The 13,388-nt window shown below is 54.9% G+C and carries 15 protein-coding genes; 8 read left to right on the forward strand and 7 right to left on the reverse strand.

What is annotated here, in order from left to right:
* Positions 1–32 precede the first annotated feature (32 nt).
* Positions 33–440, forward strand: a complete 408-nt coding sequence (locus C0557_RS25420; protein WP_208662255.1) for a cupin domain-containing protein — start codon at positions 33–35, stop codon at positions 438–440.
* Here C0557_RS25420 and C0557_RS25425 read toward each other — a convergent pair.
* Complete coding sequence (locus tag C0557_RS25425; protein WP_208662263.1) at positions 428–1,309, reverse strand: YafY family protein; 882 nt, start codon at positions 1,307–1,309, stop codon at positions 428–430. The two genes, C0557_RS25420 and C0557_RS25425, sit on opposite strands and share 13 nt — an antisense overlap.
* Before the next feature lie 371 nt (positions 1,310–1,680).
* Here C0557_RS25425 and C0557_RS25430 point away from each other — a divergent pair, with 371 nt between their 5' ends.
* Together C0557_RS25430 and C0557_RS25435 are read left to right on the forward strand one after the other, a co-directional pair.
* Entirely contained in the window at positions 1,681–2,574 is an 894-nt protein-coding gene (locus C0557_RS25430) for an extracellular solute-binding protein (protein WP_208663119.1), read from the forward strand.
* A gap of 17 nt (positions 2,575–2,591) precedes the next feature.
* Complete coding sequence (locus tag C0557_RS25435) at positions 2,592–3,344, forward strand: molybdenum ABC transporter permease (RefSeq protein WP_208662265.1); 753 nt, start codon at positions 2,592–2,594, stop codon at positions 3,342–3,344.
* Positions 3,345–3,454: 110 nt separating this feature from the next.
* Here the strand turns inward: C0557_RS25435 and C0557_RS25440 are convergent, their stop codons facing one another.
* The 4 genes from C0557_RS25440 to C0557_RS25455 form a co-directional block, all read right to left on the reverse strand.
* Positions 3,455–3,628: a hypothetical protein gene (locus tag C0557_RS25440; RefSeq protein ID WP_208662267.1), complete on the reverse strand. Its 174-nt coding sequence runs from the start codon at positions 3,626–3,628 to the stop codon at positions 3,455–3,457.
* 91 nt (positions 3,629–3,719) lie between these two features.
* Positions 3,720–4,292, reverse strand: a complete 573-nt coding sequence (locus C0557_RS25445; protein WP_208662269.1) for a hypothetical protein — start codon at positions 4,290–4,292, stop codon at positions 3,720–3,722.
* Positions 4,293–4,412: 120 nt separating this feature from the next.
* Complete coding sequence (locus C0557_RS25450) at positions 4,413–5,366, reverse strand: aldo/keto reductase (RefSeq protein ID WP_208662271.1); 954 nt, start codon at positions 5,364–5,366, stop codon at positions 4,413–4,415.
* A 79-nt stretch (positions 5,367–5,445) separates the two neighbouring features.
* The gene (locus tag C0557_RS25455) at positions 5,446–6,381 is read right to left on the reverse strand and encodes a LysR family transcriptional regulator (RefSeq protein WP_043956046.1); all 936 of its coding nucleotides are present in this window, start codon (positions 6,379–6,381) and stop codon (positions 5,446–5,448) included.
* Positions 6,382–6,570: 189 nt separating this feature from the next.
* Here C0557_RS25455 and nfsB point away from each other — a divergent pair, with 189 nt between their 5' ends.
* The 5 genes from nfsB (at position 6,571) to C0557_RS25480 (ending at position 11,315) form a co-directional block, all read left to right on the forward strand.
* A complete protein-coding gene (gene nfsB, locus C0557_RS25460) occupies positions 6,571–7,224 on the forward strand; it encodes an oxygen-insensitive NAD(P)H nitroreductase (protein WP_208662273.1) in 654 nt (217 codons plus the stop codon).
* Positions 7,225–7,610: 386 nt separating this feature from the next.
* Positions 7,611–8,906 (forward strand): MFS transporter, encoded by a 1,296-nt coding sequence (locus tag C0557_RS25465; RefSeq protein ID WP_208662276.1) that lies wholly within the window; start codon positions 7,611–7,613, stop codon positions 8,904–8,906.
* A gap of 20 nt (positions 8,907–8,926) precedes the next feature.
* Complete coding sequence (ttdA, locus tag C0557_RS25470; RefSeq protein ID WP_253073762.1) at positions 8,927–9,826, forward strand: L(+)-tartrate dehydratase subunit alpha; 900 nt, start codon at positions 8,927–8,929, stop codon at positions 9,824–9,826.
* A complete protein-coding gene (gene ttdB, locus C0557_RS25475; RefSeq protein WP_208662280.1) occupies positions 9,823–10,431 on the forward strand; it encodes a L(+)-tartrate dehydratase subunit beta in 609 nt (202 codons plus the stop codon). Before ttdA ends, ttdB begins: the two co-directional genes overlap by 4 nt.
* Positions 10,432–10,457: 26 nt before the next feature.
* The gene (locus C0557_RS25480; RefSeq protein WP_208662282.1) at positions 10,458–11,315 is read left to right on the forward strand and encodes a fumarylacetoacetate hydrolase family protein; all 858 of its coding nucleotides are present in this window, start codon (positions 10,458–10,460) and stop codon (positions 11,313–11,315) included.
* Positions 11,316–11,458: 143 nt separating this feature from the next.
* On the opposite strand, the gene C0557_RS25485 is transcribed toward C0557_RS25480, so the two are convergent.
* Together C0557_RS25485 and C0557_RS25490 are read right to left on the reverse strand one after the other, a co-directional pair.
* Positions 11,459–12,373, reverse strand: coding sequence for a LysR family transcriptional regulator (locus C0557_RS25485; protein WP_208662284.1), 915 nt, complete (start codon positions 12,371–12,373; stop codon positions 11,459–11,461).
* A 101-nt stretch (positions 12,374–12,474) separates the two neighbouring features.
* A complete protein-coding gene (locus C0557_RS25490; protein WP_208662292.1) occupies positions 12,475–13,380 on the reverse strand; it encodes an AraC family transcriptional regulator in 906 nt (301 codons plus the stop codon).
* Positions 13,381–13,388 lie beyond the last annotated feature (8 nt).

Consider the following 13,388-nt stretch of genomic DNA (forward strand, 5'->3'; position numbering starts at 1 on the left):
ACTTAACGATAAGACCCACACTGGAGAAGACCATGAAGATCACCCGCAATGCTTCCGTTCCTTCCGCGCAAGGCCCGCAGGAATATTTCACTGGCCGCGTGCGGATCGACGCGCCGTTTAAGGCCGAAGAACCTGCCCGCGTAGGCGGCGCAACCGTAACGTTTGAGCCGGGCGCGCGCACCGCATGGCATACCCATCCGCTCGGCCAGACGCTGATCGTCACCCACGGCAAAGGCTGGATCCAGTGCGAAGGCGAAGCCATTCAGGAGATGAACCCGGGCGATATCGTCTGGATCCCTGAGGATGTTAAACACTGGCACGGCGCGACGGCGGATACTGCCATGACCCATATCGCCATCGCCGAGTCGTTAAATGGCAGCCCGGTGACCTGGCTCGAACAGGTTACCGACGAGCAATATCGCGGCCGCTATACGGCGTGAAAACGGGTATGTAAATCCTGTTCAAATTGCTCGCGCAGCGAGGCGGGAGAAAGAATGCCGATGTCCGGCAGCCAATAGCGCAGCCAGCGAAACAGCGTATGCGGATCGCCGATCGCCGTAGAGAGCGTCAGGCTGCCGTCGTCGTGGTGTTCAATAATGCGTTGCGCGGGGAACAGCGCCCGGCGGGTGACATATTCCGCGGCATGCGCCGATACGCTCAGTACCGTCTCCACCCGCGAGCCAAAGCGAATACCGGCATGACTTTCCAGCTCGGCGACCACGTCAGCGAGCAGTTCAAAGCGCTGGTCGGTGCTGGTTAGCCGCTCAATACGCGCCACTTCGAACGCCTTTAACTGCCCTTTTTCCATCGCCGCCAGGTACCACAAGCCGTACTGGTTAATCAGCCGGTAAGGCTGCGCGCGCCGGGCTTTGTCGCGGTAGCAATATTCCACTTCTGTACGCTGGCTAATGGCCTGATTTAACTGGTTAAGCAACGGCTCAAGCTGCTGATTTTGCCGGCTGCTCGGTGCGTGAAAGGCAATATTGCTGCGCTGTTTCATGCTGTTACGCAGCGATTGTCCATCCTGGCGCGGGAAGAGATGCGCCACGCCGGTAAAGTCGGCGAATTCCACCAGATGACCGCTGTGTAATGTCGGAAGAAGGTGGGCGCTGAGTTTATAGCGTCCTGGCGAAACCTGATCGAGGATATGTCCCAGCCGCGCAAGGTCGCGGTAAGCCGTGCGTTCCGTTATGCCGAATTTATCGCACAGCCACGCCTTATCGATGGTTTTGCCCTGATAGAGCGCAGCGAAAATTTCGCACAGCCGCTCAATCAACGGGTCGTGTTTTCTGTCGTGACTTTCCTTCATTGCTGCGGGTTCCGGAATAAAGTCTCACAAGACGTTAAAAGTACAGCCTGACCATCGCGCCACGGCCCGAAGTTTCAGGTAAGACCTTGTTTTTGTTCATAGGGATTAACGGCAAAAAACAGGAAAACTAAAATGAAATTTCCGCGTGCTATGCAATTCCCTGATTCTATTAAGGGAAAGATAAATGTCCTCGCAGAGAGGAGATGCCAGTGCAGGGTAATTGCCGCCTGCCGCTTCGCTAACTTCAACAAACCATCAACGAATCTGCCGCTTACGTTGTTCATTCCCCGTGCGGAAAAGATAATCGTTATTTACTTTGGTATATAACGAGAAGCATGATGAAAACAATGGCAGGCAAGTATGCAGCGGTAATGGCGCTGGCGGCGTTTAGCGCTACGCCCGTTCTGGCAAAAGATATTCGCGTCACTTATGCCGGTTCGATGGGTAAAGTGATGGATCAGGGGCTGGGGCCGGTGTTTGCGAAAGCGGAAAATGGCGCCTGGCAGGGCCAGGGACAGGGCGCTTACGGTATGGCGCGTTTGCTGGCGAGCCATAAACTGACGGCAGACGTGTTTGTCTCCATCAACCCTGGCCCCATGCAGATCCTGAAAGATGCAGGCTTAATCGATGATGCCGTCCCGGTCGCCAGCACCAGCATGGTGATAGCGTACAGCCCGAAAGGCAAATATGCCGCGCAGTTTGCCGAATCCAGTAAACAGCATGATGCCGGCTGGCTGAAGCTGCTGGCGCAGAAAGATATTCACTTTGGTCGCACCGATCCTTATGTCGATCCGAAAGGGCAGAACATTGTCTTTACCCTACTGCTGGCGGAAAAATATTACCACCAGCCGGGCATGGCGCAGAAAGTGCTGGGCGACCTGCAAAACCCGGAACAGACTCACCAGGAAGGCGGCCTGCTGGCGCGCCTCGAGAGCGGCCAGATTGATGCCGCAGCCGGTTACGAAAGCGAAGTGCGTTCCGCCCATCTGCCGTATGTTGCGCTACCGGATGAGATCAACCTCAGCAACCCGGCGCTGGCGAAACAGTGGTATGACACCGTCAGTTTCACCATTAAAGACAGCGCAGGCAAAGATCAAACCCTGCACACGCAGCCGATGGTGTTCTACGCGGCAGTGCTAAAGAACGCGCCAAACGGCACCGATCAGGCGAAGAAATTCGTTGAATTTATGCAAAGCGCGCAGGGGCAGCAGATCCTTAATCAATATGGTTACGCCGCGCCGAAAGGCGACGCGCTGTACCGCTGATGCACCAGGCCGGGCGTATGGCGGGCTGGTTGTCGCTTCCCGCATTACTGCTGTTGTGCATTCCGTTTGTTACTCTGCTGCATGAAACGCCGTGGGGCCACTTCCGCCTTGCCTGGCGGGATAACAATGCGATTGCCGTGTCGCTCGGCCTTGGGCTGCTGGCGCTGTGCCTGATTATCCTGATCGGCCTGCCGGTGGCCTGGTGGCTGGCGCGGGCTACCGGGCGCAAACGTCTGATCGCCGAGCTGCTGGTGATGGTTCCGCTGCTGACACCGCCGCTGTCGATGGGCATTTTGCTGGTTTCCGCATGGGGGCCGTACGGCCTGTTTGGTCAGTGGCTGTCGCAGGTCGGCATGACGCTGGTCAATAATCCTGCCGCCTTTGTGCTGGCGCAGCTTTACGGTGCGCTTCCCTATTTTATTGTGGTGGCGCGCAGCGCTTTTAGTACCGTACCGAAAACGATCCTTGAAGCCGGGCAGACGCTTGGCGCGGGCGGCTGGCAGCGCTTTCGCTATCTGGCGCTGCCAATGGCAATGCCAGGGCTGGCTTCGGCGGTCGCGCTGGCCTGGGTGCGGGCGGTTGGCGAGTTCGGCATTGTGATGATCTTCGCTTACTTTCCGCAGGGTATTCCGGTCAAGCTCTACACCAACCTGCAAAATGACGGCGTTGATTCCGTTTATACCCTGCTGTGGCTGCTGCTGATCGTCACGCTGCCGCTACCGATGGTCTGTATGGCGCTGGGTAGACGGGCGCAGGTGAATCAGCTTTGAGATAAGCTAACTCTTGCCGCATTAGCGCAACCTGTTCGCATTACCATGGAACGGAGAGGGTAAAAAAATAAGGCTCCCTGTGGGGGCCTTACCTCTCTACGTAAAACTTATCAGGCGGTTTTGGCGAATTTCGCCTTCTTTGTCAGCCCTACAATATCCATCTCTTTGTTATTTTTACCGAATTTCGCAAGCTTGTTACTATCAATGGCGGACCAAAAATCTTCAGAGCGTTTGGCTGCGGCCATCGCTTTTACGGAATCGATTTTTTTCTTTTGCGTGATCATAACGCCTCCTGTCCGGCTTTCAGCCATGACGCAATACTATCTTATCCCTGCTCACTTAACAAACAACCGGCTCGGCACATAACGGTACCCGTTACTCTTCGTCAGCAACGATTCCATTCATTTTCCGTCGAATAGTATCAAGTATATCAATTACTTCCGCTGACATTCTGTTATGAGCGTTTGCAACATGCGCAAAACCATATGCTCTATAATGTGGCTGAGCTGCAACGATCGGATCCTGAAGGTAAACCTCTTCAATACCCACCATGTCGCAAAAAGTTGTTGAGTAAATAAGCGCGATTACCAGCACATTGCCTGTTAAAACCGTGTCTTCATGAGCAATAAAGTTTTCGAGCATACAAATAGCAAATTCGTTACGTCGAAAATCATATTTGCAAATAATAACGGCGTGCAGCGAATCAGGAGCGACCCAATCGGCAATTTTTAAATGAATGTCCAGGATCCCATCATCGGCAAAGCCTCTGTAGTGCTGCATTGCCCACGTCCAGTTGAGGACACTTGAGTCAATCTTCTTTTCAAGGCGAGCCCTGTCATCTTCACTCAATACCCCAACAGAAAGCGTATCCCACCCGAAGCCGTTAATAATTTTCTGGGTCGTCTCAAGGCAGAAATTATGAATCTCTTGAATCGATAAATCGCTCACCCGTCCATCCTTATTAGCAATGCGTCCTGGAGGGCATCATAAATGAGCGTCGTTCATATGTTAACCAGGTGACGGTCAAAAACCGGCCCGGCACGCTTTCCGTCGCCGGGCCGCTGAGGATCAATCACCCGCTTTGGTCAGGGTTGCCAATTCATCAGCAGAGAGGTTTAACGCTACGGCAGTGACAAAGCTTTCAACGTGGGCAATGTTGGTGGCGCTGGCGATCGGCGCGGTGACGCCCGGCTGGTTAATCAGCCAGGCGAGCGCGACTTCGGCCGGTTTTACGTTGTGTTTTGCGGCAATGGTTTCCAGCGCATCAACAATGGCGAAACCGCGTGGATTCAGGTATTTGGCAATGCCCTGCCCACGCTGGCTCTGGCTGAGATCCTTTTCGCTGCGGTACTTCCCGGAGAGGAAACCGGAAGCGAGGCTGTAGTAAGTCACCACGCCGATATTCTCCCGCACTGTTAAGTTCTGCAACGCGCCTTCAAAACCGGAACGATCGTAAAGATTGTATTCCGGTTGCAGCACCTGGTAACGCGGCAGCCCTTTCGCATCCGCCACTTTTAGCGATTCCGCCAGTTGCTCCGCATTGAGGTTCGACGCGCCGACGGCGCGGATTTTCCCCGCTTTCAGCAGCTTCTCATACGCGCCAAGGGTTTCCTCATACGGCGTGTCGTTATCCGGCCAGTGAGAGAAGTAGAGATCGATATAGTCGGTTTGCAGACGGCGCAGTGAATCCTCAACCGCCTGCGCTATCCAGCGGGCGGAAAGCCCTTTTTTACCCGGTTCGCGCAGATCGGCACCCACTTTGGTAAAGAGCGTCACTTTGTCGCGCGCGCCTGGATGCGCCGCCAGCCATTTGCCGATAATGGTTTCTGATTCGCCGCCTTTGTTGCCCGGCGCCCATGCCGAATAGACATCGGCGGTATCAATCGCGGTAAAGCCGCGTTCGAAAAGCGCGTCCAGCAGGCTGAAGCTCTGCTTTTCATCTACCGTCCAGCCAAAAACATTACCGCCGAAAACCAGTGCGGGGATCTGTAAACCAGTCGTACCCAGTGAACGTAAAGCCATTTGCTCCTACCTCCGTGAAATAGCGTATCTGTTTACGCAAAGACTTTAATCCTGGTCTGCTGAGCCGTACGTTTTTTGGTCATCCGTGCGGTTTAAACACCGGATGCGTCTGCAACAGCGCGGTGATCGGTCGCAGATTCTCGCGCAGTACGCTATGCAGGTGGCGGATGGCCGGGTTGAACTGTTTGCGGTGCGGGCACACCAGATTCAGCGGCGCGGCTTCGCCAGCATGCTGCGGCAGCAGCACTTCCAGCCGGCCTGCCAGCACATCCGCGCTGATGTCGATCCAGGATTTATAGACGATGCCCATTCCGTCCAGCGCCCAGCGGCGGGCAATATCCGCGTCATCACACAGCATACGGCTTTTAACAATAAGCTGACGCCGCATGCCGTTTTCCGGAAAGCTCCATTTGTCATACACCTGGTTGTTCATGGTGAATAACAGACAGTGGTGATTTACGACTTCATCCAACGTTTTTGGGCGACCGTGTTGCGCCAGATAATCAGGGGAAGCGGCCAGCACCCGTCGATTATCCTCGGCCACCGGCAGCGCGACATAGCTGCTGTTATCCAGCACGCCGTAGCGAATGGCAATGTCTACCGGATCGCGAAAGACATCGCTTATCTGATCGGAAAGCGACAGGCGCAGCGAAATTTTCGGATACTGCTGGCAAAAACGGGTGATCAGCGGCAGCAAGACATTGCGGCCAATGTCCGAAGGAACGGCAACGCGCAGCTCGCCGCGGATCTCGTTATCGCCGCTGTGCAGGCTCTCAGCGCCTGCCTGCACCACTTCCAGCATCTCCTGGGCGAAGGGCAGATATTTCTCGCCTTCAGCGGTCAGACGCAGGCTGCGCGTCGAGCGCACAAACAGGCGCTTATCCAGATCGCGCTCCAGCCGGTTGACGGCGGCGCTGACCTGGCCCGGCAGTAATCCGGCTTCTCGCGCGGCATTGGAAAAACTGCCCAGCATTGCCGAGCGAACAAACAGCGTGACATCTTCCAGGCGAATCATGGTGGCTCCCGTAGCGCAAAAACCCTTCTGTTTTGCCAGAAATCCCTGTGGCGGGAAATGTTATTTTCACTCCACGAGTGAAAGTGCTGCCTTTTTACACCGATTTATCTGGTTATGTTTTGCGTTTATGCTCGCTGCAATCAACAGTACCGTCCCTGATTTGTTTATATTTCCATCCGGAGAGAAAAAATGACCCTTGATGATGCCGTCGTTGCCCGCCATACCGTAAAAGCGTTCGAACCCGGCCAGACGCTGCCGCAGGATAAAATCGAAACGCTGCTGAACGTGCTGCAAAACAGCCCTTCTTCCGTTAACTCGCAGCCGTGGCATTTTGTCGTTGCCGCTACGGCGCAGGGGCGCGAAGCCATTGCTAAATCCACCACCGGCGCTTTTTCCTATAACGAGCCGAAAGTCCTGAACGCTTCTCATGTGATTGCGCTGTGCATCCGCAGTGATATTGACGACAAACACCTGCAAAACGTCCTCACGCAGGAGCAGAAAGATGGCCGCTTTGTCGCAGAAGGCGCGCAGGCGGGCCAGGATAAGAGCCGCCGTTCCTACGTCGATATGCATCGCTATGAACAGCGCGATCTGCCGCAGTGGATGGAGAAACAGGTGTACCTGGCGTTAGGCGGCCTGCTGCTGGGCGCGGCGATGCTCGGCATTGACGCCACGCCAATGGAAGGTTTTGACCAGCGCGCACTGGATCTGTCGCTGGGCCTGCGTGAAAAAGGGCTGACCAGCGTGGTGCTGGTCTCGCTCGGCGTACGCAGCGAAAAAGACTTCAACGCCGCCCTGCCGAAATCCCGCCTGCCGCGCGACGAAATCTTCACCTTTATCTAATCCCGACAAGCCCGGTTCTGGACTGCGCCGCAAAAGTTGGACACCCAACTGAGTAAGGTGCAGTCCATTCGCCGGGCTTTTTTATTGTCTGTATTTTGAGCCTTATCACATAACCTCTTTTTCTCCCACTCACGGGCATGTTTCTTAAAAGTAAAATTCTGCCGTTATTTTTGTTAAAAATCACACGGTTTGTAAGGTTTTATTGATCGCGCACGGGATTCAGGTCGTGTTTTATACCCTGACTTAGATTATTCGCATTTTTTATATAATCTCCCACGGATGATCCCCCGTTTTATTCCTCTCATAGTTATTCCGTCAGCAGGTCGCAATTTTTTAATCCGTAACGTTGCCTGTCATTATTATTTTAACTGCTGGAATACAATGTTATGAACTCTACAACTGAACAGATCACCCTGAAGAAAATATCATGGCGAATCGTCCCCTTCGTGATGTTTGCCTATTTTATTGCTTTCTTCGATCGTATAAATATTGGCTTTGCCGCCCTCACCATGAACCAGGATTTAGGTTTTTCCTCCACGGTATTTGGTATTGGCGCGGGGATGTTTTTTATTGGTTATTTCTTAACGGATATTCCGTCGAACGTTATTTTGCAGAAAGTCGGGCCGCGTATTTGGCTGGCGCGCATTATGGTGAGCTGGGGAATCATCGCCGCTTGCATGATGTTTGTTGAAACTTCGACCGGTTTTTATATTCTGCGTTTCTTATTAGGCGTTGCCGAAGCCGGTTTTTTTTCGGGAATTATTCTTTATTTAAGCACCTGGTTCCCGATTAAACGCCGCGCACAGGTGATTGCCTTTTTTATGGCCGCCGCGCCGATCTCGTCAATGCTCGGTTCACCACTGGCCGGAACCATCCTCAGCCTGCACGGCGCTTTCGGCCTGAAGGGCTGGCAACTGATGTTTATGCTGGATGCCGTGGCCGCGATCCTGCTGGGTATTTTCACCTTTTTCTACCTGAATGACCGCCCGGAGAAAAACCGCTGGCTGAATAAAGAAGAGACCCAGTGGCTGATTACGACGCTGGCGGAAGAGAATCAAAGCAAAGCCAGCGGCGCAAAAACCAGTATCTGGAAAGGGCTGACCGATATCCGCGTTCTGACGCTGGCAGTGGTCTATTTCGGCACCTCGGCAGGCCTCTATTCGCTGAATATCTGGTCGCCGCAGTTTATAAAATCTTTCGGTCTCAGCACGCTGCAAATTGGCTTTATTAACGCTATTCCGGCCGCGCTGTCGATTGTCGCGATGATCCTGTGGGCAAGACACTCCGACAAAACCAAAGAGCGCACCTGGCATGTGGTCAGCGCCTGCCTGTTCGCCTGCCTGGGTTTTGTGCTGGCCGGTTCGGTTCACAGCCTGCCGCTGGCGATCTTCGCGCTGGTGATGGCGAACGTTGGCATCTCGTCCTGTAAACCGCCGCTGTGGAGCATCCCTTCGCTGTTCCTCAATGGCCCGGCAGCCGCGGCGGGGCTTGCGGCGATCAACTCAATTGGCAACCTCGGCGGCTTTGCCGGCCCGGCGGTCATCGGCTGGCTAAAAGAGACCACCGGCGACTTCTCGCTCGCCCTCTACTGCGTGGCAGGCATGCTGGTGGTGTCCGCCGTGTTAACCCTCTCTATCGAAATCAGCCGTAAACGCAAGGCGATGAAAAGCTCATTAGCCTGAGATAAAAAATGGAGCACATTGTGAGTACATCTGAAGCAATTTCGTCCTTAACGGACGTGATGACCCGCTTTACCGGGTATGTCGGAAAACGTCTGCCAACAGACGTAATGAAAAAACTCGAAGAGCTACGTGACGCAGAAGACGCGCCGCTGGCGAAAGCGATTTATGACTCGATGTTTGAGAACCAGAAACGGGCCGATGAACTGGATCGCCCGTGCTGCCAGGACACCGGCGTCATTCAGTATTTCATCACCTGCGGCGCGAAGTTCCCTTACTTAAGCGGGCTGGAATCCATCCTGCGTACCGCCACGCTGGAAGCGACAAAAAAAGCGCCGCTGCGCCATAACGCGGTGGAAACCTTTATCGAGAAAAATACCGGCACCAATACAGGCTCCCGCGTGCCGTGGCTGGACTGGGATATCGTTCCGGACGACGACAGTTGCACCATCGAAGTCTATATGGCGGGTGGTGGTTGCTCGCTGCCGGGCGCGGCCAAAGTGCTGATGCCAGGCCAGGGCTATGAAGGCGTGAACCAGTTTGTCTTTGACGTGATCACCTCTTACGGCGTGAACGCCTGCCCGCCGCTGCTGGTTGGCGTGGGCGTTTCAACCTCTGTCGAAACAGCGGCGCGCCTGTCGAAGAAAGCGATTTTGCGCCCGGTGGACTCCTCACACCCGAACCCGGACGCCGCCAAAATGGAAACGCTGCTGGAAGAGGGGCTGAATAAAGTAGGTCTGGGGCCGCAGGGACTGGGCGGTAACGCCACGGTGATGGGCGTCAATATTGAATCCTCTGCGCGTCATCCATCGACCATTGGCGTGGCGGTCTCAACCGGCTGCTGGGCGCACCGTCGCGGCGCAATCCGTTTTAACGCCGACCTTTCTTACGAAATTCTTTCCCATCAGGGAGCTGTATTATGAAAAAAGTACTGACGACGCCGATTAAAGACGAAGATTTACTCGCCCTGAAACCGGGCGAGGTGGTGTATCTCACCGGAACACTGGTCACCTGCCGCGACGTTGCTCACCGCCGCCTGATCGAGCTGAAACGCGAACTGCCGGTCGATCTGAACGGCCTTGCGATCTTCCACGCGGGCCCGATCGTGGTGGAAAAAGGTGAAAACGAATTCGAAATGATCTCCATCGGGCCGACCACCAGCATGCGCATGGAGAAGTTCGAGAAAGAGTTTATTGAACAGACCGGCGTGAAGCTGATTGTCGGTAAAGGCGGCATGGGGCCGAACACGGAAGAGGGTTGCCGTACGCATAAAGCGGTTCACGCGGTATTCCCTGGCGGTTGCGCGGTGCTGGCCGCCACCTGCGTGGAAAAAATCGAAGATGCCCAGTGGCGCGATCTCGGTATGCCGGAAACGTTATGGGTGAATAAGGTTAAAGAGTTTGGCCCATTAATTATTTCCATTGACTGCGAAGGCAATAACTTATTCGAAGAGAATAAGAAGGTCTATAACGCGCGCAAGCTGCCGATTATTGAAGAAATTAATCAGCAGATTAAGTTCATTAAATAACTCGCCCTTCAGGCACAGGTATTATCATGAAGTTACTGAGTTTTGTTAATCCGACATCCGGCGAAAAAACATGGGGCTGCATCGACGGCGTGCAGGTTTTTGATTTGGGAAAACGCTTATCAGCTTATTTCCCGGATCTGAAATCCGCCATTGCCGGAAATGCGCTGGCAGAACTGCCGTCAATTATTCCGGCACAGGCCGATTTTCACGTCGATGAAATTCATTTTCTGCCGGTCATCGAAAATCCGAATAAAATTTTCTGTGTCGGCATGAATTACATGGAGAAACGCATCGAGTTTGAACAGACAATCGATGCGCCAACGCTGTTTGTTCGCTTTCCGGATTCTCTGGCGGCCCACGGCGACGTGGTGTGCAAACCCGACAGCAGCAATGAGTTTGACTACGAAGGCGAACTGGCAGTAGTGATCGGCAAACCGACGGACAATGTCCGCCGTGACAAGGCGTTAGAGCACATCGCCGGTTATAGCTGTTTTATGGATGGTTCGGTGCGTGATATGCAGTACACCTGGTTCACATCCGGTAAAAACTGGCGTAAAACCGGCGCGTTTGGGCCGTGGATGGTGACCGGCGATGAGATCCGCGATCCGCAGGATTTAGCCATCAGCACCTGGCTGAACGGCAACCGCGTGCAGAACGACACCACCCGCAACATGATCAACTCTGTCGCTATGCTGGTGGAGTATATCTCCCGCTTCAGCCCGTTACAGGCGGGGGATGTGATCATTACCGGTTCGCCGGGCGGCGTGGGGAAAAAGCGCACGCCGCCGCTGTTTATGCAGGAAGGCGATGTGATCGAAGTGGAGATCGGCAAGATTGGTCGCCTGGTAAACCGCGTCACCGCGCTGTCAAATGCGGTGGCGTAAGGCATAGCGTGTAGGCCGGGTAAGCGTAGCGCCACCCGGCGAAATTGCCGGATGCAGTGGTATAAGAAATCATTTAGCCCCGGCAGATCATGCCCGGTGGCGCTACGCTTACCGGGCCTACAACTACGCGTCGCTACCGGCTTTTAATACAAACCGGAAATCACCGGCAGTTCATCCATGACGATTTTCATCATATTATCCCGCGCTTCGTCCCGCGCGCCCTTCACCCACACCGCCGACATCGGCAGCTTGCTGCGGATATTTTCGTAGCCCTGGCCTATCGGGATAAATTTGATATTCAGCGCCGCCATGCGCATCACCCAGCGCGGCATCACCGCCGCGCCAAGCTCCGCCGCCACCATATTAATAATGGTCTGCTTTTCATCAGCAATCTGGATTAACTGCGGTTTAAACCCGGCATTGTCGAACAGGCTCAACGTCAAATCATAGCTGTGCGGACGCACGCGTTTTTCCGGCACAATCAGCGGAATATCACGCAGATCGGCGACGTTGATCTCACTACGGCTCGCCAGCGGATGCTTGTCAGAAATCGCCATCACCACATCTTCGTAAAACAGAAACTGGCTGACCAAAGAGCTGTCCATAAAGTTTTGCGGACGGATAAAAATCAGATCCAGCCTGCCGGTTTTCAGCTTCGGCAACAGGCGCGAGGATTTATCTTCCAGAAAGCTGATCTCCACGCCCGGCCACTGTTCACGAAAGTGGTGCAGTACATGGGGGATCAGGCTGACCGCCGCGCTATCAATAGCGCCAATGCGCAGCCTGCCGGCATTCTGTCGCGCCAGCTTCTGAAAGCATTTTTGTACGTCATCAGCCCGCTCCACCAGCTCGCGCGCTTCCGGCAGAAACAGCGCACCATGTGGTGTCAGCGCGACATTGCGCGTCGAACGCGTCAACAGACGCGTACCGAGATCCTCTTCGAGCAATTTAATGTAGCGGCCAAGGGCAGAGGGCAGCATATCCAGCTTTTGCGCGGCGTGCCCGAAGTGCAGTTCGTCCGCCACGGCGATAAAACACCTGAGCTGATGTAATTCCACCGGCACTCCTCGCGTTAGGCCTGATTTTTTATGCGCTTATAATAATGTTTCTCCGGGCGCTATCACACATTTCTGCCATGAATATGTGACCACAAACCAGGCTATGTTCGCCGGTATTGCGCAGGGGTTTGCTGGTAACGTTGCTTAAACGCGCGGGAAAACGAAGAGAGTGAGAGAAACCCGCAACGTTCTGCAATGGCATCGACCGTCAGACCACGCTGCTGGTGCAGCAAACGCGCGGCCTGCGCGAGGCGGATTTGCGTCAGCCAGCTTTGTGGCGTCAGGTGATAACAGCGGGAAAAATGGCGGGCGAAGGTTGCGCGGGAGAGAAAGCAGCGCTGTGCCAGCGTCTCCAGTGTCCACGGCTGCGCCGGATCGGCCAGCACCGCCAGTACCGCAGGCGCGAGGCGCGGATCGCTCATCAACCGCAACAGCCCGGCTGGCGGCTCCTGCGCTGCCAGTAAAATACGCAGCAGCATCGTTAAAAACGACATCGCCAGGCTTTGTACCATCTTCGCGCCGCCGGGCTGGTTGCTCAGGCTTTCACGCACCAGCATCGCCAGCAGGGTTTGCAGCTCCGGGAAATCCTGCTGCCCGTCAGTATGCAAATGGATAACATCGACTTCATGGGCAAACAGCCAGCCGCTGTGCGGGCCAAAATGGAACTCGCCGCATAACACTTCCACCGCGCTGCCTTCGCCTTTCGCGACAACCTCCGTCAGCGTGCCGTTGTGCTGGCTGGCCACTGGCGCAAGGTGTCCCCACTCAATCAGCCCCTGCAACAGATGCGGAGAACCGTGCGGCAGCAGCAGCACGTCCCCGGCGCGCACATCATAGATTTTCCCCGCCACATTCAGCCGCGCTTCCCCTTTCAGGATCACATGCCAGGGCACCGCGCCGGGCGCGAGCTGAACGTGATCGGCCTGCCAGCGCCCGGCGAAACGGCAGTGAAGATTCACCGCGCAGACTGGCGCAAGCAGAGTCAGCATCTGGCTAAGAGTATCCATCTTTCTCC

The organism is Kosakonia sp. MUSA4 (assembly GCF_013085925.1).
In the GTDB taxonomy this organism is placed as follows: domain Bacteria; phylum Pseudomonadota; class Gammaproteobacteria; order Enterobacterales; family Enterobacteriaceae; genus Kosakonia; species Kosakonia sacchari_B.